The organism is Kitasatospora sp. NPDC056800, assembly GCF_042789775.1.
In the GTDB taxonomy this organism is placed as follows: Bacteria; Actinomycetota; Actinomycetes; order Streptomycetales; family Streptomycetaceae; genus Kitasatospora.
Window position 1 is genome coordinate 1 of sequence record NZ_JBHUAL010000021.1, and the last position, 23,281, is coordinate 23,281.

Sequence of the window (23,281 nt, forward strand, 5' to 3'; positions counted from 1 at the left end):
CGGCTGCGCCTCGGCGGGTGGGTGGATGGTTGGGGTATTCGCCTGCGGCGAATCCGTGGGCTTGCTCGGGTGGTTGGTGGCGGGCGTCGGGCGTCGCTGCGCTCCGCCTTTCCGGTGGCTTTTCCCCGGGCCTGCGGCCCGTCAACCGGTCGGCTTTCCCGTCTTGTTGGGCCGGTGTTTTCACGGCCCTGCGGGCCGATTGACTGGCAGGGTTTCCCGGGCTGCGCCCGGGGGTGAGCGTTGACGATGTGACGCGGAATTCGGGTAGTGGCCCATCCCTCCGGGGAGGCGGGGGTGCCGGCCGGGGCCTGCGGCCCTCGGCGTTGACGATGTGTCGCAGAGTTCGGGTATCAGTCACAACCCCACCCCCGAGCACTCCACCGGCCCCGGCCGGTGGAGTGCTCGGGGGCGGGTTCGCCGTGCGGTTGCTGGGCCGACGGCCCGTCCTCCGTCCTCGGGGCGGGGCCTGCGGCCTTCGGGAGCCACCTCCGGGCCACCGGTCCGGCTCGGCCTCCCCGGCCCCGGTGGCGGGCCCTCACCGGCGCCCCGCACAGCGGCCCCTGACGGGCCCCCAACCACAGACTCCGGGGCGGAATCCGAGAGCGAATCCGGCGGCTTTCTGAACACGTCTTCTGGAACGCCGTACAGCCCTGTCCCGACCATCCCTGGACGGGCACGAGACGCGAACATTTCAACATCACGGCAACCATCCATCCAAGCCCTATCCGACGGAATTCCTGGCGGGAATCCGAATTCCCTCCCGCTCCCTTTCTGGCGGCAATCCGAAACCCTTCCTGGGCGCAGCGGACGGAAATCGAATCCAGGCACACCGGAAAGGGGCCTACGGCTCTCCACGCCGACACGGCGACCGCAATTCCCGACCACCCAGGAAATCCCACCCGACGTCAACGGAGCAATTCCCGGAGCAGCAACACCAAACCGAACGCCGGCGGCGCGCCGCCGAGCCCGGGCGGACGGGCTCGGGCGCAGCAGGACGGCCTGACGGCCGACCAGGACGTCGACCAGGGCCCGCTCCCGGCAGCGGGGCCCGGCACCGGGCAACGCGGGCGGGACGGCCAGGCGGCCGCCGAGCACCACCACCAGGACCAAGCCGTCGGGAAGGCCGGCCTTCCCGACGGCCGCCGTCCCCGGCCGCACCCCGCCGCCCAGGACAACGCCTCGGACGGCGGCCCGGACCACCGGCACCTGGCGGCCGTCGACACCGGCAGCAGCCACCACCCGAACCTCCCCCGCGGCCCCGCCCGGCACCCCTGTCCCACCCACCTGTCGCGCCCGGACCACACACAGGGGACCAGGAGCATCCGCCCACGTCACAACACACGACACCACCCCGGCACGACAGGGCGGCGCGACAGCACCGGGACGGCCTCCCGGGGAGGCCGCCGAGGCCTCCCCGGGAGACAGGACGGCGGCGACCAGGACACCCTCCCCCGACGGCACCACCCAGGGCGGCCTGACGGCCACCCAGCCATCCGACGCAGGGCGCAGCGGCGGGCACGACCCGGACGACGGCCAACACAGCGGGACGGCGACGGCGGCGCAGCGCGGCCAGGGCAGGGCGCGGCCCGGACGACGGACCCAGGACGACGGCGGCCCAGCAGGCGCAGCAGACCCGGGACGGCGGCACAGCGAGGCGGGCACGGGCACGGCCGCCGGGGACGGCGGGCCCGGCGGCTCCATCCCGGACGAAACCGAACACCAACCCCCGCCACCACCCCCACACCCACAATTCCGACCCGAATTCACACCACCACCCAGCGACCAATCCACCACAACAACCCGACGGAATACCCGGCGGAATTCACCCACGAAAACGGGCCCACAACACCGAGCCCACCCCCCGAGCGACCCCGACCCCACCCACCACCACACCAACCACCACACACAGTCACCAAACCAGCCCAGCCACCGACCCGGCCGAACACCCCGACCCACCCAACCAAAGGTCCAGACAACCCGCGCTCAGAGGCCATTCCACGCCCAACACGACCAACAGGTCACACCCAGCGAGCTTCGGGTGGTTCCGTCACCAGGAGACGGCGACGCAACCACCCACCCCGGCACGGACCAAGGCCGGGGGCGGGCGGGGCCGGGACGGCGCGCGGCCGGGCCTCACGCGCCGGGGCCCGCTTCCCGACCCGGCCGACGTTCCGTCAGAATCCCCTGTGTGACGGAACCCTCGAGCACCGAGCCGGCCTGCGCGCGGCCCGGGTGCGGCCGGCCCCTGCCGAAGGCGGCCACCGGCCGCCCCGCCCTCCACTGCAGCCCCGCCTGCCGCCAGGCCGAACACCGCCGACGCCGCCTCGAAGAACAACTCCCCGCCCTGCGGGACGAGGCCCACACCCTCCTGGCCCTCCTCGGCGGCGACGAACAGGCACGCCAGGTCCTGGAGGGCCTGGACGGCGGCCAGGTGGCGGTGTTCGTCCGCCACGCACGCGCCGCCCAGGCCGCACTCGACGGCGCCTTCACCGTCCTCGGACTCCCCGCACCCACCCTCGACCAGGCGGCCCGCGGGCAGCAGGGCGGGGCGGCCGCCTCCGCCCCGGCGGCGGCCCCCGCCGGGCGCGGCAAGCGCGCGCAGGTCCACGGTCAGCAGGCCGTCCCCGAAGCCCTGCTGACCGCCTTCCAGAACGCCTGCCGGGCCGGAGCGGACGAGACGACGGCGAGGCCGGACGCCCTGGTCCCGGACGGCGACCACGGCCACGACGAAGGCCCCGGCCACGGTGAAGGCCCCGGCCGCGGCCGTGCGCCGGCCGCCGAACCGGTACGGATCCGGGCCGCCCTGCCCCCGGACACCCGCCCCCTGCCCACCACCACCGCCTACGACGAACTCCTCCCCACCCGCCGCCGACGCGCACCAGGGGCTCCCGACCGCCCGGCCGACAACACCCCCGGCAAGGACCGCAAGCAGACCACCACCGCCGCCGGGGCGAACACAGAGCAGCCCGGCCCGGCCCGCCGCTCCGCCGGCCCCGGTGGCAACGACAGGACCGCCCGGGCGCGGCACACGGCCACCACGACCGGACGGGGGCAGGCGGCCACGGCGGCCGGTGCCCGGCTCACCGTCGTCTTCGACGACGGCACCCCGCACACCCACCCCGAACCGGCCGTAGCACCACCACACCGGCCCGAGCGGCCCGCACCCGGCCAGACCGGGGCCGCCACCCCACCAGGCCCCGGCCCGGAACAGGACGACACCACGCCCGCCACCATCGAGACCGAACCCGCCGCCCTGCCGGGCCCCGGCCAGACCGGGACCGCCCCACCCCACGGCGGCGGGGCGCAGCGGCCGGACGCGCCGGCCGCCGAACCGGAGAGCGGGCCGGACTACGACGGCGGGACGCAGCGGCAGACGGACACCGCCGTCGTGGAAGCCAGCGACGCCGTCACGGCGAACACCGTGGCGCCCGTACAGCCGTTCCAACCGATCACGTCAGCCGGGTACAGGAGGTTCCAGCTCTAGGAGCTGCCGCGCGATTTCGAGCGTGGCGAGCTGGAACTCGGCGGCGTTCCGGGCCTGGATGGGGATGCTCAGCACGATCCGACGGTCGTCGCCACGTCCGGGGTCCTCGATCCGGATGTCCATGTCCGCGAGAGGTGCCATGTGGTTGGTCCACGATGCCGGAGCCCACATCCGCGAACCGGGCGTGTTGATCCTGTTGACCCGGTCCCAGGCTTCGAGCCAGTGCTTGATCTCGGAGGGCGGGACCTCACAGGCTCGGACGAAGTTCTCCAGGAACTCGCGGCTCGGGCGGGCCCAGCCACGGAGCACCCGGCTCAGGGTGCTCCGCGGGAGCTGGCCGAGACCGCCGGCCCGCTGCTCCAGTTCCCGAAGGGAAGGGCGACCGACCTTCAGGCGCAGGTGCACCATCGCGTGCCACAGGTCCCGAGGGGTATTAATCATGGTGATGTGCGTGGGCCGCTCGGTCAACGGCCTCGATCCCGACTTGCGCGCCTCCCGCCACAGCCTGCGCACCGACGTGAGTTGTCGCTTTGTGGCCCCGCACCCCGACGCGTACGCCTCCACCACCTTCAGCGTCGGCACCGAGTCACCGCTCGCGGCGCGTGAGAGCCGCGTGGAGGTCATCCCGGTGATCCTGCCGAGCTGGGCGTAGGTGTGGCCGGAGCCCCGGCGCAGTACCCGCAGGTACGCCGCCAGGGCCTCCAGCTCCTTGATACGCGCGGTGACGGGCCGCTCAGGGCGTCCCATCAGGCGTCAGACCTCCAGGGGGGCCAGGCACAGACGCATGTACCGGTTCGCCCTGACGGACACGATGATCCCCACCGAGATCACGGCGATGCCGCCCAACAGCTCCAGCACCGCGGTGACGGACGCTCCGGTGAGCACGAGCACAACGGCGATCAGCATCAGGACGATCACAATGACCGCCTCGATGCCGGACAGGCCGGCCGCCTTCAGGGGCATCCGGTGAGTTTCCACGCAGGCAGCTGCGGCCGGACGACGGTTGATCTTGGACACACTTCTCCTCAGGTAGACAAACGGACTCCACCAGGGCCTTCGGCCCGGACCGCACTGCGCCGTGGGGGATTGCCGTCCCCCTCAACTGGCGGTACCTCAGATCATCCCATCCCGCACGACATAGACGGTCCGCGGGCAGGGGGCGCAAGCGCCTTTTGATTCATTCCCGTCCCACCGAACCTGTGACTCCGCAGACAAAATCACGTGGGTGCTATCACTGCGTTACGCACACCCCCGGGTCCGGCGAAGAGGTCCAGATCAGTTGCAAACCCAGGGTCAATGCCGTTCTGATCTGGGAATATCTGCCACGTGAAGGGCTCTTCGCCCCCAAGAAGCGGCCAAATGTAGCAGGTCACATCGCCAACTCGACCGCTTGTGCTAGTTGATTCAGTCCCGTCCAAGTTCCAATTGCAGGGCGGTGAGGCGCATGTGAGTCTTCTAGACAATCGGGCACCCTGAATCGGGTACCCGATCCTCCCTAGGCAGCAACGGACTCCACCGAACACCCAGGGACCCGAACGACGAGGCGTTGCCGCGCCGACCGTTCACCACAGGTGACGTGCAGTTTTGCACGTCACCTGCTGCGTTTTCAGGCCTGTGGAGCGACGCTCGGGCCCGGCCGGAACACCAGCCAGGACCGTGTCTGGGCGCCCATCGGGCCCCCGGGACGGGCCGGTCGTCGCCGAGTTCGGGGTGAGTCGCTCAACCTGGAGACCGAGGCGATCGAGGGCCACGGCCCGGCGGGAGACCGGCCCCGAGCCGTCCCACGCGCGGGACACCGGCCTGGTGCTGCCGGTGCGGGCGGTCGTCGAGATCAAGGGCAGGATGGCGGAGCTCACCGACCTGATCGCCAAGCGCCTGGCCGACGCCGGCGCCTCGGGCAGGCGGCCGCCCGACGCCGCGGTCGTCGCCGAGATCGTCGCGCGGTCGGTCGCCGACGTCCGGTCCCGACCCGACGTTCCGGCCGCCGAGCCCGCCGTCGTCCACGGCCCCGACGGCTGGGACACCGAGCAGTGGCACTCCCACGTCGCCCGCGGCCGCGACCTGGCCCGCCAGCGGCTGGACGTCCGCCACGAGCTCGGCCTGCTCGCCCTTCAGGTCGCCCCCGGCTACCTCGCCGACCGCGAAGCCGAGGAAGCCCTGGGCATCCTCGGCGAGGAGATCGGCAGCACCGCCGAGCAGCTCCTCGCCGCCCGCCGCTACGCGCTGACCGGCGACCCGCGGGCCGTCGAGGCACCCTAGGCAGCGGCGGGACGGCTTCCCGCCCCCTGGCACCGACCGCCGGCCCACCAGGCAGGTGACCAGCCCGTCCGTGTCGGCGCCGTCCGGGCGCCGCGAGCGCAGCCCGGTGGTCGGCCGGGCGGCGGAGACCTATCAGCTCAGCCCTGTTCCATGGGGAAGAGCGTTTCGTGTGTCTGCCGAGCAGCGGGGAGAGCTGCGGCACTGGAGGGTTTGCGCAGCTGGGGCAGCTCCATCATCAAGGTGATCAGGTCGACTGGCGGGGTGTAGCCTCCGGAGCGCTTGCGGAGGAAGTCCTTGAGGTGAATCTTTCGGGCCGGGATCGTCTGGGCCCCGTCAAGAGCACCGCTGGCGAGAAGTTCGTCGGCGAGGTCGGGCAGCTTGGTCATGTACTCACTGAAGATGGCGTCTGCGGCCTCTTCGATGGCGCTGACGGCCTCGTGGATGGCGCGCATCCGGATCCGGTTCGCCTCGTAGTCCTGTTCGTCCGGTTGGGGCACCAGGCGGTCGGCTGCGCGGCGTTGGGCGCGGTAGTCCTTGGCCTCGCGAAAGGACGGGTCATCCTGAAGCAGTCGCGAGATTCGCGTGATCTCCGCCTGCTCGTCTTTCACTTGGCTCGTACGGATCTGCTCGACCGCGTCGTTCTTTTCCTCCAGGGCCTTCTCGGCGTCGTCCAGGAGGCTCGGTACCCATGGGGCAAGGCGTGACCAGAAGACAGCGACGCCGTCCAGGACGGCGCACAGCTGGACTCCCTCGATCTGGCCGTCGTGGCGCCTGGCTCGACGGCGTACTCGTTCGATCGCCCGCGCGCTGGCGGTCTGGGGCTCCGGTAGGGCGTCGAGGTCGCCGTCCTCGGGGAAGGCGTCGGCCAGGAAGTCATCGGCGTCGAAGGTGGTCGTGCAGTGGAACAGGACCCGGGCGCCGGCCGCACGGGCGAGGCCACAGAACTCGTCCACCGTCATCACCTCGCCGTCCACGTTGGCGCGGCCTGGTTGGTCCTCCGGTACGGCCGGGACCATGTACAGGCCGTACTCGCCGGCCAGGACAGGCAACCGCTCACACAACTCGACGAGGACAGCGTCACCCTTCACCTCTACACCTCTCCACGATCACTCAACACATGACTCCTATGACCCTAGGTGACACATCTGACGCTATGTCACTCTTTCGGCGGGCAGCCGAACGATGGAATCCAGGACGGACAGACCACCCCGAGGCTGGCCGGTAGGTGCTTGAACCTCCGGACGTTCGGCTGGTCCGCTCCGCGAGTCGGGACAGCGGGGTCTTGCGGGGCGGGTCAGCCGGTGACGGTCCCGGTGTGCCGGGTGAGCGCGTCCAGGAGCGCGGTCTGCTGACCGGTCAGCTTGCCGTCGGCGCGGGCCTTGTCCTGCTTGCGCAGCCACGTGCCGGGCCGGAACGCCGGGTCGTCGATGGTCCCGCCGGCGGCGAGGTAGACGAGCAAGCGACGGTAGGAACGGTTCCAGTCCGGCGCCAGGGGCGGCGGCCGGACAGCGACCGCGGAAGGCAGGGCGGCGGCGCAGAGTGCCTCGACCGGCCGGGCAAGCCCGGCCGGGAAGCGAGCGGGCGGAGGGGCACCAGCCGGACAACCGGGGTCGGCAACGGGGCCTTGCTGCCAGGCAGCAGCCCGGGCGGGTGCACTCGGCAGCGCCCGCTGCAGAACCGGCCGATGCGCAAGCGGGCGGCACTGCAGCGGGCACGGGGCGGCGACCGGCGGACGAAGACGGCCGACAGGGCACCGGGCCAGCCAGAGCAGCCGGGACGGCGAGCGGGTTCGGGACCCCGCCCCGCTGTCACCGACGGGTCAGTGCCGACCTCCGGCCGCGGTCCACGCGGTGGTGATCCGGCGGTAGGCCTCGACGACGGCCTCGTCCCGCTCTGCGTCCAGGACCACGGCGGTGGCCACCACCTTCACCGCCGGCAGGTCGAGCGTCAGCACCGCCACCACCTTCTCCAGGTCCGCGGTGAACCGCTGAACCGTGCGGGGCGGGGTGAACAGCGCGCCGCCCAGGTCCTCCAGGAGCTCGCGCACCACGTCCGTGTCCGGGTCACCGGCCGCCGTACGGCGCAGCACCAGCAGGACGTCCCACAGGGCCTCCAGCTTCCAGGCCGGCAGCGCGTACAGCACCACCTGGCCGGCGCTGCCGTCCTCGGGGACGGCGTCGGCCAGGGCGGTGATGGTCATCGCCGCGGTCCGGTAGGTGTCCGCCGGCAGCAGGTAGCGGTTGTCGTCCCGCCAGGCGTTCGCCTCCGCGGCCGAGGCCAGGTAGTCCAGCACCTGGTCGTCGAGATAGGCCACATCCCGGATCCACCGCGACTGGCCAGGGAGCACACAGACACGATCCGGGCCGGCACCACGCACAGTCTTCACCACCCCACCCTCCCAACCCACCGGAACCAGGCGCAGGACAACAGGAAAACTCGAACCGGCCCACGGAAACACCGCCCAGGGCGTCGGCGCTGGTGCGCTCCGGGCCACCGGGCCGGCCTGCTGCCGGTCTACGGCTCGGGGTGGGGCGGGTCCTCGGGGACGACGGCGGCGATCCGTACGGTCGGCGGCCAGGGCGGTGCGGGGGCGTGGGCGTGCACGACGTTGACGGCCGGTCGGCCGGTGGTGGGGTCGCCCTCGATGCGGGTGGAGTACAGCTCGACCCGCTGGCCGCCCTCGGTGATGGTGCGGACCAGGCGGCCCAGGCGCGGCCGGTGCTCCAGCTCGGCGCGCAGCGCCTCCAGCACCTGTTCGGCGCCGAGTTCCTTGGCGCGCTGGGCGGCTCGGTCGGTGACCGCCGCGACGACGCCGCCGGCGGGGCTGTGCGGGTTGTGCGGGTGGCTCACTCCGCGCCGGTCCGGGCGAGCAGGTCGGCGACGGCCTCGTCGATCGCGTCGGCCGCCTCGCGGTCGGCGGCCAGGTGGACGCGGCCGCGGTAGGCGGCGACGATCTCGGTGACGGCGGCCAGGTCGACCACGGCGGGGACCTGGTCGACCTGGCCGAGCCGGTCCACCGGCACCCGGCGCAGCAGCTGGGCGGCGAGTTCGGCGTCCAGGCGCTCGGCGTCGCCGGGGAAGCCGTGGCCGGCGCGCAGCGCGGCGCGCAGTTGCGGGAGCGTGTCCATCGGTGGCAGGCCGAGGCGGCCTCCGCCGTGTCCGTGTTCGGCGGGCTGGGCGCTCATCTGTCACCGCCCCCTTCTGCGTGTCGGTGTGCCCAGTGTCGGGCCTTGTGGTGTCGACGGTAGCCGCCCGGGGCGGGGCTGCGGGCCCGTTCCGAGCGGCATCGCCCGCCGGCCTGGGCCCGGCGTCGCCGGTCGCATGCGTGTGCGACCTACGATGGGCCGGTGTCCGACACCGATTTCCCTGCTGACCTGCTGGACCTCCAGCGCCGCTGGTACGAGGCCGAGGCCGCCTGGGCCGCCGACCCGAGCGAGGAGAGGCGGGTCGGGTTCGCCGGGGTCGGCGGCGAGCTGTACTTCCACCCGTACTGGGCCGGGATGGAGAACCGGCACAAGGCCGCGATGGCGCTCAAGGCCGCGGTCCGCCCGGGCGCCGCGCAGGATCCGGCGGCCTGACCCGCCCGCGGCCGGGTTCCGGCGCCCGCCCCGGGGAAGGGGTCGGGTATGGGCGGCGCGCGGCACCAGGAGCCCGTCGGCCCGGCCTCGGAGGCCGAGGCTCGGCGGCTGACCGGGGAGCTGCGCGCCGCGATCGAGGAGGTCCGCTCCGCCGTCCTGGTCCTGGCCGGGCGGGTGCGTGCCGCGCACCGGGCGCGGGTGTGGACGGTGCTCGGGTACGGCGGCTGGGCCGCGTACGCGAGCAAGGAGTTCGGGGTGAGCCGCTCGACCGCGTACCGGCTGCTGGACCTGGCGGCCGCGGCCGAGGCGATCGAGGCCACGGTCCGGCGGGAAGCCGGCCCCGGGCTGTCCCACGCGTGGGACACCGGCCTGGTGCTGCCGGTGCGGGCGGTCGTCGACCTCAAGGGCAGGATCGCGGAGCTCACCGACCTGATCGCCGAGCGCCTGGCCGACGCCGGCACCGAGAACGGCCGGCCGCCCGGCGCCGCGGTCGTCGCCGAGATCGTCGCGCGTTCGGTCGCCGACGTCCGGGCCCGGCCCGACGTTCCGGCCGCCGAGCTCGCCGTCGTCCACGGCCCCGACGGCTGGGACACCGAGCAGTGGCGCTCCCACGTCGCCCGCGGCCGCGACCTGGCCCGGCAGCGGCTGGGCGCGCACCGCGAACTCGGACTGCTCGCCCTGCGGGCGGCCCCCGGGTACGTCGCCGACCGGGACGCCGAGGACATCCTGCACGTCCTGGGCGAGGAGATCGGCAGCGACACCGACGAACTGCTCGCCGCCCGCCGCTACGCACTGACCGGCGACCCGAGGGCCGTCGAAGCACCCTAGACAGCGGGCGGGACGGCTTCCCGCCTTGTGGTGTCAGCCGCCGGCCCACCAGGCCCGGCCCCCGTCACCCGACGCGTCCCTGGAGGAGGTCCGCGAGATGCTCGGCGACGAAGGCCTCATCCCCGGCCGACCCCGATTCCCCGGTCCACCGTTCGGACCGGGGAACCTCACATCCGCCGCTCCTTCACCGGGTAGAGCCTCGCGTGCAGCACCCGCCTCCCCCATCACGGATCCTCCGGGGCGGAGACCAGTGCGGCCACCGGCTCGCGCCTGGTCGGGACTGGCAGCACCGACAGGCCCAAGCCCCTCCGCCTCCCGAAAACAGAAAACGCCCCGGGAAAACCCGGAGGCGCTCCCTCCCCCGACACCGGTCAGTCGAGCACCCTGATCTCCTGCCACTCGCGGGGGCTGGCTGACGGGAAACTGGCCGCGCAGCTGGCTGGGCAGACCCCGGCCCGGACGACGCGGCGGCCCCGGTCCGGGGTCCGATCCGGATCCCGGACCGGGGCTGGGTCACAGAAGCCCGTTCAGGGTGAGGATGACCGTACCGCTGTCCCCGGTGACGGTCCCCTCTCCGATCGGACACAGCGCCGGGTTGGTTCCGGTGGTGCCGGTGGTCAGCTGGGTCTTCCCGGCAGTGTCGCCCGCGTAGAGGCCGGCGGTGACCGAACCGGTGAAAACGATGGCGCTCCCGCTGATCTCCGCGGAGGCCCAGTGCACGGTACTCGTGAGCCCGTTGCTCCAGGTGATGGTCTCGTCGAACGGGGGGATCGTCCGGAGCAGACCGACGCAGGTGTCGCCCGGCACGCTGACCGTGACCGCGCTCGAACCGCTGTCGGCCCTCAACGGGCAGTTCGTGTAGGAGGACTGGGTGGCGCTGCTGACGGTCTGCGGCTGCTCGGTCAGTGCGGGCGTGTACTGGGTGGTGAACGTGCCAGTGCATTCCTGGTCCAGGACCTGGGCACGGGCCGGTGCGCTCGCCGGGACCAGGAGCAGCCCGCAGGCCAGCACCACGGTCCCGGCCAGAGAAAGGAGACGGGAACCCGAGAATCGGGTGACGGCATTCATCGGACCTCCGGGTGAGGAGACTCCAAACCACTTCTCGCAGGTCAACATGTCACGAAGCGCCACTGCTCGGGAGGCTCGCGCGGCGGCGTAACGAGGCCCGGTCCGGGGGTGCGGCATACAGAGCGCGCTCCGATGACGGTGCTGCCGCTCCCGGTGCTGCGGGGCCAGCCCGGCTGCCGGACCTGACGGCCACGGCCGGCCCCGAACTGTCCCACACGCGGGACACCGGCCTGGTGCGGGCGGTGCGGGCGGTCGTCGAACCCAAGGTCCTGATCGCCGAGCGCCTGGCCGACGCCGGCACCGAGAACGGCCGGCCGGGGCCACGGTCGTCGCCGGCGTCCGGTCCCGGCCCGACGTTCCGGCCGCCGAGCCCGCCGTCGTCCACGGCCCCGACGACGGGGACACCGAACAGCGGCGCTCCCGCGTGGCCGGGGGCGGCCTGGCCCGGTCGCCCCCGGCCACGTCTGCGACCGCAAGGCCGAGGAAGCCTCGGGCTTCCTCGGCGAGGAGATCGGCAGCACCGCCGTCAGAACTGGCTGCGCCGTACGACGGGCCGGACGGGCGAAGTCTGCTCGGTGCCGCGCAACGCGAAGGCCGCGGTGCGGGTGCGCTCCAGCCAGCTCGCGACCTGGCGCAGCGTGGCGGGGTCGACGTGGCGGGTGAGTTCGCGGACGGCCTGGTGGTCGTCGTCGGTGAGCGTGTGGAGGCCGGCGCGGTCGAGTGCGGTGTAGAGGGGCTGGGCGGCGGTGCCGGCGAGGCGGCGGTGGGCGGCGTCGGTGGTCTGCCGGGCCTGGTGGGCGGCCTCGGCGGCGCAGTCGGCGACGTCGCGCCGGTGGCGCTCGCGGCGCAGCGCGTGTTGGAGGGCGGTGTCGTGGTCGGGGTCGTAGCGTTCGGCCCCGGTCTCGACGGTGTGGTCGCGCACGCGCTGCCACTCGGCGCGGATGGTGTCCGCGGTGGCGTAGGCGGCCTCGTGGCCGGCGTCGGCGTACCGGTCGGCGGCGCGCTCGTCGACCCGGGCCCGGTGCAGGGCCTGCTGGAGGTCCTCCCGGGTCATCCCGGCCGCCCAGCGACGGACCCGGCTGCGGACGCCGCCGAGCAGCCCGTCCTCCTGGTCGTCGTCCTCGTCCTGGGTGAAGGGGGTGCGAGCGGGGTGCTGGGCGAGGGCGGCGTGCAGCGTCGCGCCGGCCTGCCAGGCCTCGGCGTGGACGACGGGCTCCGGCAGGCCGCCGCCGGGGCGGGCGGCGAGGACGATCCGGCCGTCGACCAGGGCCACCCAGCCGTCCAGGCCGTCGACGTCGCGCTCGGTCCAGCCGCGGGCCGGGTCGGCGCCCTGGTGGAGGGTGCGGATGCCGTCGTGGCCACTCCAGCGCAGCCACATCGCGCCGCGCACCAGCGGGGAATCCAGGATCGGGCGGCCCAGGTCCCGGTCGGCGGGCGCGGGCCGGCTGCTGTACAGGGCCAGCTCCAGCCATCCGCTCGCGGCTGCGGGGTCCGGGGCAGGGCGGGTGGTGTCGGTCAACTCAGGTCTCCTGGTGTCCGGGCCGTCGGGCTGTGACATTCAACGGGGGCCGCCAGCAGGGGGTGACGGCCGTACGGGTGGTCAGCGCCTGCGCGGTTCCGGTGCCAGCGCTGGCGGGGAACCGGGCATGCCCGGGGCGGCAGGGGAGCGCTGCGTGTCCGGTCCGGCACCGGCCAGACTTTGGTCGGGGACGGTGGTGGTGTCCACGGTCATGGCCGACCTTTCAGGTCGTCGGACGCGAGGCCGGTCGGCTCGGCACGGGCTTCATGCCGTCGGCCAGGTCTCGCAGGTGGTGGACCGCGTCGTCCCAGCCCTGGCCGTACCAGTACGGTCCGGTCAGCGCGGTCGGGTGGTGCGGAACGGCCTCCAGCAGCTCCGCCGCCCGGTCCCAGGACGCGGCCAGCGCCGCGCGCATCCGCTCGAACTCCTCCACCACGGCGGCCAGGTCCACGCCGGGCAGCGGATCCGGGCCGGCGTCCTCGGCCAGGGCACGCAGCCGGTGGACGGCCTGGCGCGCCCGGCGGGTGGTCTCCGTCTCCTCCCGCCAGTCGCGGCTGGCCGGTTCTCCCGGTACCTCGGCGACGGTGGCCGGCGCTTCGAGTGGCTGCTGCTGGGTGGTCTCGGATGTGGTCACTCGTCTCCTCCGGGTCGGGCCGCCCCGGGCGGGCCGGGGCGGCGGGGTCTTGAGGGGCGGGTCAGCCGACGACGGTCTCGGCGGTGTGCCCGTGGAGGGCGTCCAGGAGCGCGGCCTGGTGGTCGGTCAGCTTGCCGTCGGCGCGGGCCTTGTCCTGTTTGCGCAGCCAGGTGCCGGGCCGGAAGGCCGGGTCGTCGCCGAGGCCGGTGCGGTTGGCGGGGCCGTCGAGGGTGCCGCCGGCGGCGAGGTAGGCGAGCAGGCGGCGGTAGGAGCGGTTCCAGTCCGGTTCCAGGCGCCACAGCTCGTCCAGGGCGTCGAGCTTCGCGGCCTGGTCGCCGGTGAGGTTGTCGGCTTTGCGCTGGCGGCGCATCCACGCGCCGACCGCGTAGTCGTCGAGCTTCGTGGTGGCGGGGATGGCGAGGTGGCCGTGCCGGCGGTGGAACGCGGCGGCGTAGGCGTGGCCGCGTTCCCAGGCGTTGGCGTTCTTCGACCAGATCATGCCGAGCGCGTCCAGCTCCGAGATCCGGGCGGCATCGAGCAGGCCCTGGCCGTGGAGGTGGCGCTGGCGGGCGAGCCAGGAGACCAGCTCGGCGTTCTTCGTCCTGTCGGTGGGGTCGAGGTGGCCGTGCTGGAGGTGGAAGCGGGCGGCGACGGCGTGCATCCGCTGCCACTCGACCGCGCGCGGGTTGAACGCCCGCAGCTTCACGGTCTGGAGGATCCGGGCCGCGTGCTGCCTCGCGTTGATCTTGAGCCACTCCATCGGCGACTCCACCGGCGCCGCCGGCTGCTCGCCCTCCCCTGCCCCGACGGCCTCGCCCTCGGCCGGCCCGGTCGTGGTGGTGTGCGCGGTGCCCTGGGAACGGGAGGCGCGCAGTTCGGTGATGCGGCCGACCACGCGGGCGTCGTGGGCGGCCAGGGCGCGCAGGACCCGCCAGATCGTGCGGAAGCTGGACGCCTCGATCTCGGTGTCGGCCTCCGCCTTCACCGCTTCCCCGGCGTCGTGGACCTCGGACGGGTGCGCGGTGGCGGTGTCGTCGCCGACCTGAGGCGTCGGCAGGTAGACCGGGATGACGATCCACGAGACCTTGCCCTGCCGGTAGGACTGGCGCAGCGCGCGGCCGACGGCCTGGACGATGTCGATCACCGACGACTTCGGGTCCGCGAAGCAGACGGCGTCCACCGCGGCGACATCGATGCCCTCGGTCAGCAGCCGACTGTTGCAGAGGATGCCGCACTCCTCACCGTCGTCGCCGGTGTGGGCCTTGAAGTCGGCGAACGCGGCCCGGCGGTCGCGCAGGCGGTCGGTGCCGGCCACGGCCTTCGCCCAGATCCGCTCCGGGCGGTCCTTGTCCTCCAACAGCTCCGAGGCCTCCAGCAGGGTGTTCGCGAACTCCCGCGCCGCCGACACCCGGGAGTGGAAGGTGATGACGCGGCGCAGTTCGAGGTCGGCGACGGCGCGCAGCACGGCGATCTGCAACGCGAGGCGCAGCAGTTCCTCGTTGGAGCGCTGGGTGCGCAGGTCGGCGACGGCGGGGAGGCGGAGGAGTTCGCGCAGGTCCTCGTCGGTGACGACGGGGACCAGGACGCGGTAGTCGGCGAGGTAGCCGTGCTCGATGCCCTGGCCGAGGGTCCAGGTGAAGACGGTTGTGCCGTAGATGCTCTCGTCGTCCATGGAGCAGAGCGCGGGCAGGGCCTGGCCGTCGGCGTCGGCGAGGTCGGCCAGGCCGTCCTTCGCGCGCCGGTCGTCCGCGATCCTGGGCGTGGCGGTGAAGTACAGCCGGCGCTTCGCCGGGACCTGGGCGTCGTCGTGGACGGCCGCCCACGCCTTGCTCTCGGCGCCGGCGGTCCGGTGCGCCTCGTCGATGACGACCAGGTCCCAGGCGGACAGGCCGAACTCGCGGTGGGCCTGGACGATCCGCTCCAACGAGGCGTAGGTCGCGTACACGGTGACCGGCTCGCCCGGCTTCTCGGCGGCGACGAGGTCGGCGATCCGGGCGGCCTGGGTGGTCACCCGGGCGTGGACACGGCCGCCGGCCTCCGCGCTCTCCAACGCCTCCTCCCGCGAACACGCCGCCACCGCCAGCCCCCGCCGGCCGCCCCGCAGGGACCAGGCCTCCGCCGTCTGCTCCAACAGCTCGATCGTCGGCACCAGCACCAGCACCCGCCCCCGAGCAGCCAGACGCCGGGCACACCCGGCGGCGATCAGGGTCTTCCCGGAACCGGTCGCCGCGACGACCGTCGCGCGGCCGCCGTCCCTCACCTCGCGCACCGCGGCGGCCACCGCGTCCTTCTGGAACCAGTGCAACGGCAACGGGTTCGCCACGGCGGCACCGGACGGCTGGGCCGGGACCGGCGTCCGAGCAGCCGGGGCGAGGGGCGCGGCCGGCGCGTCCTGCTCGGCGGTGGCGGTGGTGGTCTCCACGAGGTGCTTCTCCTTCGGATGCCGAGACGGCGGGGCGGTGTGGGCGGTGCTGTGGGAGGGTCGGGGCGGGTGGTCTCTCCCCGGGGCCAGGTCATGGAGGGGGAGAGGCCGACCGGACTCTCTACTGCTGCTCGGGCGGCACCCAACCGCGGACTTCCAGGTAGGCGATGTCGGCGTCCTCGACCGCGCGGCCGGTCTCCACCAGCCAGGCCTTCATCGCCTCAGTGACGTCGCCGTGGTGGCCGGCGACCCGCCGGGACCACTCGGCGGCGTCGAAGCCTCCGGTGCCGGCGGAGCCGTAGGTGCGCTCCTCGGTGCCGTCCGCGCGGGGGACGAACCCGCGCCGGATGCCGCCGGAGTCCTGCTCCGAGCCCGCGCTGTAGACGTACTGGTCGGCCTTCATCCGGACGGTGAAGGCGAGACGGCCGCCGACCTGGCCGGTCTCGTGCACCACCGGTGCGAGGTGGGAGGCGCCGGACCTGATGGCCTGCCTGCCCGCACGGCCGGCCATCGACCCGCCGGCCTCGCCGACGGTGTCCTTGCCCCGCACCCGCGCCTTCTGCCCGGTCTTCGTACGGCGCCGGGTGGTGTTCGCCTCCGCGATGCCGGACAGCGCCTCGGGGTCCCGCTCGCCGCCGCGCACCGCCCGGACGACCTGGCGCAGCGCGTTCACGAACGCGGCGCCCTTGCCCTTGGTGAAGAACTGCGAGACGAGGGAGGCGTCGCGGCCGAGCATCCCGGCGACCTGGCGCTTGGTGTAGCCCTGGTCGATGAGCTCCTGGGTCAGCCGCGCGGCCTCGTTCGGGTTGTTCGGGTCGGCGGGACTCACCGCTCACCTCCGGGGTGCGGGCTCGGACGGGTTGTCAGTTCCACAGGTCGATCTCGGCCGGGACCGGGGCCTCGGCGGCCCGGGCGGTGGGGCCCGACCGGGGCGCAGCGGCCGGGGTCGCGGGCGCGGGCGCCGGGGTGGTGGTCGGGGCGGGGGCAGGCTCGGCGGCCTGGTCGACGTCGACGGGCACGGCCGCGGAGGCGGCGACGGGGTCGCAGGCGCCGCCCAGGTGGCTCGGGCGGCCGTAGATCCGGTGGGCGACCAGGAGTCCGCACCGCGTGCACGGCGCGGGCGGGTAGGTCATGGGATGGCCGTCCGGGTGACGGTCGGCGTAGGCGTCGTAGACGACACCGGCCTCGGCCGGGGCCGGGTCCTCGGCGGCGACCGCCGGCGACCGCTCGGCGGTCGGGAGGGGCGCGGCGGCGTGCTGGCCGGGGCGGGCCCGGTCGTCCGGCGCCGGGGTCACGGGCACGGTGGGCGGGGCCTGGGCGGCGAAGGCCGGCGGTACCGCCGCACCCGTCCCGGCCCCCGCGGTACCGGGAGGCCAGGCCAGCGACAGAGCCGCGTGCGTGGGGCCGGCGAGCAGGTCCAGCGGCCCCATCCCCCAGTGCCGTGCCAGCGCGTCGACCTCGTCCAGGGACCACGGCTGCGCGCCGGACTGACGGCGGGAGATCTTGTCCTGCGTCATACCGACGGCGGCGGCGAGCTCACGCTGGCTCTCGCCCGTACGCTGCCGCAGCACGGCCACGGTCAACAGCAACGTCTCCAACGTACTCAGAACCATTCATGCACCATATCCATATCTGATGGAAAAATTCCATCAGATATGGATGGATTCACTGGTTCTGGTAGCAGGGTACTGCGGCAGCGCCCGGATCGACGGGTCGACCGGCGTCCCCGGCGTGCGGTACGAGAATCCGCCGGCCGCGGTCGGTTGCTGGGACTGCGGTGCCAAGATGCCGGCGCTGTGCGAGCCGTACGGCGGCTAACCGACCGAACGCGATGCTGGGTCCGCAGACCGCCGTGGTGCCCGGGCCTGGGGACCGGCCGCCTCGCTGTCGTTGGCGGTGTTCACCAGCTCGCCGGACCGTCAGGGGAGGTCGGCTGCGGACTCTGGCGGATTGCGTCGGGGTGGTGGAGGTACCAGCCCCAGTCGTCGAAGTCGGGGCCCCAGCGGACCAGGGCGACCCAGACGGTGGAGCCCTGGTGCAGGCGCCAGCCCTCGATCCGGCCGGGCCGCCACCGGCCGCCGAGGCGGATCTCGACCCACCGCCAGCGCGGTTCGGTGTCCCAGCAGCGGCCGGGGCCGGACATCAGGGTGCGCGGCGCCCGCTCGGCGTCCCCGGGCTGGTACTCGGGATGGTCGGGGTGGGAGCGGGAGAACGGAACAGCGCTGGTCACATCCCCATCATAAATCGAACTATTGTTCCCACAAATTGCTGGCCCGCCTCTCGCGGCCGGCGCCCGCCGGGGACTGCGGGCCGGAGCACCCACGGCCCGGCGGGCTGGACGGTGAGCGGTCTCAGGTGCTGCGGCGCACGAGGACCTTGAGGACTTCGCGGGCGTCGCGACGGCGCTCTTCGGTACGGGCGAGGACGGCGGTGACGGCGGCGATCGAGACGGCGAGGGCGTACCAGGTGGCGCTCGCCGCGGTGATGAGGGCGGCGTGCTGGAGGACGGTTGGCATCGGGCTCTTCCAGTGCGGGGTGGCGGTTGCGGTGGACGGCTGGCCGGTGCGGGCGCCCGGCGGGGACGGTTCGGTGGACTTCCCGGTGCCGTGCCCTGGACGGCACCGGGCGGCTGGGCTGGTCAGTGGGAGGCGAGCTCCTGGAGCCGGTCCGCGATGGCGCCGGTGGGCAGGCTCAGGAGGCCGCCGGCCTCGTCTTCGCGGGGCAGGCCGTTGATCGCCTCGCGCAGGGCGCGGTCGGGGCGGGGCAGGCCGGAGGGGTCGGGCAGAGGCGGAGCCAGGCGGGAGGCCAGCCTCGCGTAGCCGGGCAGGTTGGGGAGCTTGGGGGCGATGGGGGCGCTGGTGCCGTCTTCCAGGCAGGCGGCCTGGTAGAACCAGTTGTCGGCGTCGCGCAGCTCGCCGCGGCGCACGTGGTGCAGGTACATGCAGTAGGCGGCGAGGTGACTGCCGGCACCGGCCGCGAACTGCCACCACCAGGTCGCGGAGTGGTGCCGGCCCGCCAGGTCCAGGAGGCAGGCGAAGACCAGGGCGCCTTTGGGCTCCCAGTCCTGGGCGAGACTCTCCACCTCTTCCCAGGCCCCGGGTTCGTTGATGACGACGGTGGCCAGGGCGTGCAGGTCGCGGCGGGCGTCGGCGTGGATGCCCGCCGCGTCGGGGAACGTCAGGATCGCCTGAGCGGAGGCGGCGGCGCGTTCGGCCCGGCGGGCGGCGAGGCCTTCGGCGACGTACCGGCGACCGGCCTCCTGGTCGTAGCGAGGCCGGTCGGCGGGCAGGGGGCCCGCCGCCTCCAGCAGACGGACGACCTTGCAGCGGCAGGCGTCGTCCTCTCGTCGGGTCACGGTCACTCCTGGTCCTCCTTGGCGGTACCGGGGCGAAGGAGCCGGCGGGATCTGAGCCGGCCCTCCAGCTTGGTGCGGGCCTGCGTGGTCAACGACTTCACCGTGGCCTCGTCGGTGCCCATGGCCAGGGCCGTGCCCGCGACCTTGAGGCCGACGACGAAGCGCAGCACGATCACGTCGTACTTCGCGGCGGGCAGTTCCTTGATGGCGGCGCCCAGGGCCATGCCCACCTCCAGGCCGTCGATGCCGGTGGTGACGGCGTCGAGGTCGTCCAGCCACGGCTCCCACTCCAGGCGCAGTGCCACGGAGAACGCGACGCGCTCCTCCAGCCGGCCCAGGCGGTCGCGTTCCACCTCCACCAGGTGGCGCAGGGCGGCCCAGGCGGTGGCGGCGGGCTGGGGGTAGGTCAGGACGCGGTCCCAGCAGTCGGCGAGTTCGAGGAAGGCCTCGCTGACGAGTTCCTGGGCGAGACCGGCGTCGCCCAGGCAAGCGTAGGCGTAGTCGAAGTACGCGTCGGCGTGGAGCCGCTGGAAGGCTTCCAGGGTTATGGGCAGGTCTACCCGGGGCGTGGTGCCGGCGGCGTCGGTGAAGGACGGCTCGGTCACGACGACACCTCCCCCGCCGGGTCCGGGAGGCCGCCGCGCGGGCGCAGCGGGCGGACGGGGCACGACTGGGCGGGGGCCGCGACGGGCCGGGGCAAGACGGGGGGATGGGCGTGCATGGGCTGGGGGTCCTTCGGTCAACGGTGCAGGGGGACGGTCACGCTCTGCTCGGACAGGTGAGCGCGGCGTGCCGGTAGGGGAATCCAATCCCTCGAACAGGCCAAAGGTTCACTTCCCGAAGGCAAAGACTTACGGAGGGTTATATTCCGATGTTTGGGCGCCACACCCTGAACCCGGGTCGCGCGTCGCCGACCGGAACCCGCTCCTCAACTGGTCGGCCACCCTGCCCGGGGTTCGACTCCTGGAGTCAGGCACGTCCCGTCCGGAAACCGGGCGCCTCGCCGCCCCGCCCGGGAGACCGTCTGGATGGCCTCCCGGGGTGGCGGGGCGTCAGGCGTCGGGCGAGGTGCCGGTGAGGAAGTGCACGGCGGCGGTGAGCAGCGGGTGGAGCAGGGTGTCGGTGAGAGCGCGGGCGGCGGCGGTGCACAGCAGGTTCACGACGATCGTGACGGTGGGCCGGCGGGCGGCGGTGCGCGGGCTACTCGGGACGTGGCGGGCGGGCCGACGGATGGACATGTGGGTGCTCCTGGGGTCCGGGACGGCGGGGTGCCGGCCGTTCACCGAGCAGCACAGTGGTTCGGGGAGGGGTACGGCGAGGCGTCCGGGTGCCGAGCGGGCTGTCCGTCCTGGCCACGGGGGGTTCGGCTAGGGTTCGGCGAGCGTTCGGAGCGGATGGAGGGGGCACGCGGTGGGGAAAGCGGCAGACGAGCTCGTTCGGGAGCTGAGGGCCTTGAAGGAGGCCTCGGGGTGCTCGCTGAGCGACATCATGCGGTTGGGTGAGAACTACTCGACGACGCGTCCGGGCCGAGCGGTGGCGTTCAAGAAGCCGACCCTGAGTGGCTGGTTCAAGGACGTGGTGCCGTCCGACCCCCGGGCGTTCGGTGTCCTGGTCGAGATCCTGGAGCCCCTCGCCGGGGCCCGGGTTCCGGGTCGCGCGCGCAAGAGCCCGGCAGAGTGGGAGCAACTGCGCCGGCGGGCGGAGCGCGAGCGGCGCCAGGGCATGGGCATCCCCCGAACCGGCGCCGAGGGCGCGCGCGCCGACGGCGTCCGGGCCGATCGGGCGGGCAAGGCCGGGAGCGGGCCCGCGGCCGCCGGGCAGCCCCGGAGCTCCGACGGCCTGGGCGCCCCGGCCACAGCGGCCGGGGCCGGGGCCGGTGCCGTTGCGGCGGGCGATGCCTCCAAGGCCGTCCGCGTCCTGGCCGCCCTCCCCCCGTACGAGCCATGGCTGCGCACGCTGCGGACCAAGCCGATGGACCGCGTCCACACCACCGTCGACGAAGCGTTCACGCGTGCCTGCGAACGGCTGCGCGCCGAGGTCGCCGGGTTCATCGACCCCGACTTGCACGAGGCGTACACGGCGGTGGAGGAGACGGCGCTGGCCCTGGAGAGCGAGCTGGAGGGGATGTTCGGGCCCGACTCCGGGTCGCCTTGGCGGGTCCTGACCGACTGCCTCCCGCAGCGCAGCTCGCAACTCGACGGCCTGCACGCGGCCCGTGACCGGTTCGAGGCGGCCTACCGGGCCCTGCTCGACGCGCTGAACCGGCGTGAGCTGCTGCCGCAGGCGGACCAGGCCGCTTCCGATCCGTCCGCGACGGCGGGCGCTGGGCCCCGCAAGCACGGGTCCGACGGGATCGTGGCGCTGACCGACGCGGCCCTGCTGGCTCTGCGCAGGGCGTTGGAGGACCCGGTCCCGCTCGAGGGGTTCGACAGCGACCTGGAGATCGACCCGGGCGCGCCCGGCGAGGAAATCGAATGGGAGCGGATGTGCGACCCAGCGCTGGGCCGGCGCAGCGCCTACCGTGAGTCCCTGCGAGACGTACGGGACGCCTTCGACGGGCTCGCGCCGTACGAGCTGCTGGTCGCGGGGCCCAGCCCCACGCGCGAGGACCTCGAACTGGCCTACGACCAGGTGCAGCGGCTGCGCGCCCGGCACCTGTAGACCGGGGCCGGGAGGTCGCGCAGGCGCTCGCCAGGGCCGGTGGCGGGTCCGGCGGGAGGCGTGCCCCTCTGGAACGGGCGCGCGTTGACAGGCCATGACGAAGACCGCACCTGTTCCAGCCCCTCGCCGACGCGGCCCCGACGGCCGCTTTCCCGCCTACCGCGGCCACACCTGCCAGCCCTACACCGGCCACGAGGGCTGCCACGGGCTCACCGACGGCCTGGTGGACGACCCCGACTTCCGGCTCACCTTCAAACGCGACCCCTGGTGCTGGTCCCCCGAGCTCGGCTTCCACCGCGCCCGCACCCCGCACGTCCCGGTGCGCCTGACCGGGCTGACCAACGGCAAGTTCGTCGGACCTGCGGGCATGAACATGTGGCAGGCCGTCCGGCTCGGCGCGGGCTGGGGCACCAGCGACGGCGGCTCGTACCAGGGGCGCTGGAAGGAGCAGACCTGGCGGGTCATGGTCGCCGTCGACTACCGGTGGAGCGGCGACCTGGAGCCGGTCGCCCACCTCGGCCGGCTCATCGGCGCCCTGGTCGACGGCGGCGGCCAGCAGCGCATCGGGGACGACGGCGCCCTGCTGCGCGGCTGGTTCCGGGACAGCGCGCGCGAGTTCCTGCCGCACCCGGCCATGGGCGAGTGGAACGACGTCCTGCTGCGGGCCTGCGACGGCCAGGCCGACCTCGACCAGGACGGCGACTGGGTCCGCGCGCAGAAGCCCGCCCCGGTGCCGCGGCGACGCGGGGAGCCCAAGCCGTGGGAGTACCGGATCGACCTGTGGGAGAACCTCGTCGGCATCGCCGCCCACCCCGGCGGCATGCGGATCGTCAGCGAGGTCTACAAGCTCACCAAACCCACCCCCGAGCAGGCCATGGGCTGGATGACCACCGCCGTCCGACACGCCCTGCGCTGGGGCCAGGTAGACACCACCGCTTCATCGTGGCCACCTGCGGATGACGAGGAGGACGGCTGACAGCACGGTGCCGACCCGCGTTCCCTGGCCGACCGGGATGGTCGGAGGCCAGGGCGACGCCCCCGGATCCGTTCGCCGGTTCGCGCCCGGAGCTCTCCTCGAAGTCGGCATGATCGGACGACACAGGACCCGAAGGGAGCGAGGTCATGGCCAAGACCGTCTACACGATGCTCACAGCGCGCACCCAGCAGGGGATGGAGATCCGGGTCTCCCGGACCGAACCACTGCCCCCGGAAGCGAAGCCTCTGCTGTGCCGCTACTGCGAGGCCCACGTGAAGCGGGTAGGCACCCACTTCAAGGGCAGGGACGGGCCCAGCCCCACCGAGGTCAGCGCCCACTTCGCCCTCTACCCCAAGCAGCACCACGCGGCCGACTGCGCGCACAACGCCGCCGAGGTCGTCAAGGCCATCGCCCGCGGCTCCCAAGGCCTGGCCCAAGCCAAGGAGGGCGGCCGGCTGCGCCTGGTCGTGCCCGGCGACCTCGGCTCGTCCATGGTG

25 protein-coding genes are annotated in these 23,281 nt (G+C 73.6%); 7 read left to right on the forward strand and 18 right to left on the reverse strand.

The features are described from left to right. Positions 1-2,188: 2,188 nt before the first annotated feature. On the forward strand, positions 2,189-3,484 hold the full coding sequence (locus ACFRQN_RS07250; RefSeq protein WP_380738876.1) for a hypothetical protein: 1,296 nt from the start codon (positions 2,189-2,191) through the stop codon (positions 3,482-3,484). On the opposite strand, the gene ACFRQN_RS07255 is transcribed toward ACFRQN_RS07250, so the two are convergent. After that, complete coding sequence (locus tag ACFRQN_RS07255) at positions 3,455-4,231, reverse strand: helix-turn-helix transcriptional regulator (RefSeq protein ID WP_380738877.1); 777 nt, start codon at positions 4,229-4,231, stop codon at positions 3,455-3,457. The two genes, ACFRQN_RS07250 and ACFRQN_RS07255, sit on opposite strands and share 30 nt — an antisense overlap. A gap of 6 nt (positions 4,232-4,237) precedes the next feature. Beyond that, on the reverse strand, positions 4,238-4,501 hold the full coding sequence (locus ACFRQN_RS07260) for a hypothetical protein (RefSeq protein WP_380738878.1): 264 nt from the start codon (positions 4,499-4,501) through the stop codon (positions 4,238-4,240). A 786-nt stretch (positions 4,502-5,287) separates the two neighbouring features. On the opposite strand from ACFRQN_RS07260, the gene ACFRQN_RS07265 reads away from it, so the two are divergent. Next, positions 5,288-5,743, forward strand: a complete 456-nt coding sequence (locus ACFRQN_RS07265; protein WP_380738880.1) for a hypothetical protein — start codon at positions 5,288-5,290, stop codon at positions 5,741-5,743. A gap of 137 nt (positions 5,744-5,880) precedes the next feature. On the opposite strand, the gene ACFRQN_RS07270 is transcribed toward ACFRQN_RS07265, so the two are convergent. The 5 genes from ACFRQN_RS07270 to ACFRQN_RS07290 all read right to left on the reverse strand — a co-directional run bounded on the left by ACFRQN_RS07270 (position 5,881) and on the right by ACFRQN_RS07290 (position 8,928). After that, positions 5,881-6,831, reverse strand: a complete 951-nt coding sequence (locus tag ACFRQN_RS07270) for a hypothetical protein (RefSeq protein WP_380738882.1) — start codon at positions 6,829-6,831, stop codon at positions 5,881-5,883. Between the two features lie 206 nt (positions 6,832-7,037). Next, positions 7,038-7,202, reverse strand: a complete 165-nt coding sequence (locus ACFRQN_RS07275) for a hypothetical protein (RefSeq protein WP_380738884.1) — start codon at positions 7,200-7,202, stop codon at positions 7,038-7,040. 360 nt (positions 7,203-7,562) lie between these two features. Further along, positions 7,563-8,057: a hypothetical protein gene (locus tag ACFRQN_RS07280; RefSeq protein ID WP_380738886.1), complete on the reverse strand. Its 495-nt coding sequence runs from the start codon at positions 8,055-8,057 to the stop codon at positions 7,563-7,565. Between the two features lie 200 nt (positions 8,058-8,257). Next, complete coding sequence (locus tag ACFRQN_RS07285; protein WP_380738888.1) at positions 8,258-8,593, reverse strand: hypothetical protein; 336 nt, start codon at positions 8,591-8,593, stop codon at positions 8,258-8,260. Then, positions 8,590-8,928, reverse strand: coding sequence for a hypothetical protein (locus ACFRQN_RS07290; RefSeq protein WP_380738890.1), 339 nt, complete (start codon positions 8,926-8,928; stop codon positions 8,590-8,592). The genes ACFRQN_RS07285 and ACFRQN_RS07290 overlap by 4 nt, the downstream gene beginning before the upstream one ends. 162 nt (positions 8,929-9,090) lie before the next feature. Between ACFRQN_RS07290 and ACFRQN_RS07295 the strand changes: the two genes are divergently transcribed. Both ACFRQN_RS07295 and ACFRQN_RS07300 read left to right on the forward strand, forming a co-directional pair. Further along, the gene (locus tag ACFRQN_RS07295) at positions 9,091-9,321 is read left to right on the forward strand and encodes a hypothetical protein (protein ID WP_380738892.1); all 231 of its coding nucleotides are present in this window, start codon (positions 9,091-9,093) and stop codon (positions 9,319-9,321) included. Between the two features lie 48 nt (positions 9,322-9,369). Beyond that, complete coding sequence (locus ACFRQN_RS07300) at positions 9,370-10,149, forward strand: hypothetical protein (RefSeq protein WP_380738894.1); 780 nt, start codon at positions 9,370-9,372, stop codon at positions 10,147-10,149. A 513-nt stretch (positions 10,150-10,662) separates the two neighbouring features. On the opposite strand, the gene ACFRQN_RS07305 is transcribed toward ACFRQN_RS07300, so the two are convergent. From ACFRQN_RS07305 to ACFRQN_RS07355, 11 genes are all read right to left on the reverse strand, one after another. Then, positions 10,663-11,280, reverse strand: a complete 618-nt coding sequence (locus tag ACFRQN_RS07305; protein ID WP_380738896.1) for a hypothetical protein — start codon at positions 11,278-11,280, stop codon at positions 10,663-10,665. Between the two features lie 463 nt (positions 11,281-11,743). After that, positions 11,744-12,736: a hypothetical protein gene (locus ACFRQN_RS07310; protein WP_380738898.1), complete on the reverse strand. Its 993-nt coding sequence runs from the start codon at positions 12,734-12,736 to the stop codon at positions 11,744-11,746. A 223-nt stretch (positions 12,737-12,959) separates the two neighbouring features. Continuing rightward, positions 12,960-13,370 (reverse strand): hypothetical protein, encoded by a 411-nt coding sequence (locus ACFRQN_RS07315; RefSeq protein ID WP_380738900.1) that lies wholly within the window; start codon positions 13,368-13,370, stop codon positions 12,960-12,962. Between the two features lie 61 nt (positions 13,371-13,431). Continuing rightward, complete coding sequence (locus ACFRQN_RS07320) at positions 13,432-15,792, reverse strand: Helicase associated domain protein (RefSeq protein WP_380738902.1); 2,361 nt, start codon at positions 15,790-15,792, stop codon at positions 13,432-13,434. 121 nt (positions 15,793-15,913) lie between these two features. Beyond that, positions 15,914-16,621: a helix-turn-helix domain containing protein gene (locus ACFRQN_RS07325; protein WP_380738904.1), complete on the reverse strand. Its 708-nt coding sequence runs from the start codon at positions 16,619-16,621 to the stop codon at positions 15,914-15,916. A 34-nt stretch (positions 16,622-16,655) separates the two neighbouring features. Further along, on the reverse strand, positions 16,656-17,405 hold the full coding sequence (locus ACFRQN_RS07330; RefSeq protein ID WP_380738906.1) for a helix-turn-helix domain-containing protein: 750 nt from the start codon (positions 17,403-17,405) through the stop codon (positions 16,656-16,658). 287 nt (positions 17,406-17,692) lie between these two features. Beyond that, the gene (locus tag ACFRQN_RS07335; RefSeq protein ID WP_380738908.1) at positions 17,693-18,022 is read right to left on the reverse strand and encodes a hypothetical protein; all 330 of its coding nucleotides are present in this window, start codon (positions 18,020-18,022) and stop codon (positions 17,693-17,695) included. Positions 18,023-18,143: 121 nt separating this feature from the next. Then, on the reverse strand, positions 18,144-18,308 hold the full coding sequence (locus tag ACFRQN_RS07340) for a hypothetical protein (protein WP_380738910.1): 165 nt from the start codon (positions 18,306-18,308) through the stop codon (positions 18,144-18,146). Positions 18,309-18,430: 122 nt separating this feature from the next. Further along, positions 18,431-19,147, reverse strand: a complete 717-nt coding sequence (locus tag ACFRQN_RS07345) for a hypothetical protein (protein WP_380738912.1) — start codon at positions 19,145-19,147, stop codon at positions 18,431-18,433. 2 nt (positions 19,148-19,149) lie between these two features. Beyond that, a complete protein-coding gene (locus ACFRQN_RS07350) occupies positions 19,150-19,752 on the reverse strand; it encodes an RNA polymerase sigma factor (RefSeq protein WP_380738914.1) in 603 nt (200 codons plus the stop codon). A gap of 447 nt (positions 19,753-20,199) precedes the next feature. Then, positions 20,200-20,385: a hypothetical protein gene (locus ACFRQN_RS07355; RefSeq protein WP_380738916.1), complete on the reverse strand. Its 186-nt coding sequence runs from the start codon at positions 20,383-20,385 to the stop codon at positions 20,200-20,202. Between the two features lie 214 nt (positions 20,386-20,599). Here ACFRQN_RS07355 and ACFRQN_RS07360 point away from each other — a divergent pair, with 214 nt between their 5' ends. The 3 genes from ACFRQN_RS07360 to ACFRQN_RS07370 all read left to right on the forward strand — a co-directional run. Continuing rightward, entirely contained in the window at positions 20,600-21,808 is a 1,209-nt protein-coding gene (locus ACFRQN_RS07360) for a hypothetical protein (protein ID WP_380738918.1), read from the forward strand. A gap of 94 nt (positions 21,809-21,902) precedes the next feature. After that, entirely contained in the window at positions 21,903-22,784 is an 882-nt protein-coding gene (locus tag ACFRQN_RS07365; protein ID WP_380738920.1) for a hypothetical protein, read from the forward strand. A gap of 146 nt (positions 22,785-22,930) precedes the next feature. Continuing rightward, positions 22,931-23,281, forward strand: a 351-nt coding sequence (locus tag ACFRQN_RS07370; RefSeq protein WP_380738922.1) for a hypothetical protein, incomplete at its 3' end; no start/stop codon positions are given.

Excerpts from the sequence above, each read along its gene's own strand:
- ACFRQN_RS07255 (WP_380738877.1), bottom strand. The coding sequence starts at position 4,231 with ATGGGACGCCCTGAGCGGCCCGTCACCGCGCGTATCAAGGAGCTGGAG.
- ACFRQN_RS07290 (WP_380738890.1), bottom strand. The coding sequence starts at position 8,928 with ATGAGCGCCCAGCCCGCCGAACACGGACACGGCGGAGGCCGCCTCGGC.
- ACFRQN_RS07300 (WP_380738894.1), top strand. The coding sequence starts at position 9,370 with ATGGGCGGCGCGCGGCACCAGGAGCCCGTCGGCCCGGCCTCGGAGGCC.
- ACFRQN_RS07330 (WP_380738906.1), bottom strand. The coding sequence starts at position 17,405 with ATGGTTCTGAGTACGTTGGAGACGTTGCTGTTGACCGTGGCCGTGCTG.
- ACFRQN_RS07340 (WP_380738910.1), bottom strand. The coding sequence starts at position 18,308 with ATGCCAACCGTCCTCCAGCACGCCGCCCTCATCACCGCGGCGAGCGCC.
- ACFRQN_RS07355 (WP_380738916.1), bottom strand. The coding sequence starts at position 20,385 with ATGTCCATCCGTCGGCCCGCCCGCCACGTCCCGAGTAGCCCGCGCACC.
- ACFRQN_RS07365 (WP_380738920.1), top strand. The coding sequence starts at position 21,903 with ATGACGAAGACCGCACCTGTTCCAGCCCCTCGCCGACGCGGCCCCGAC.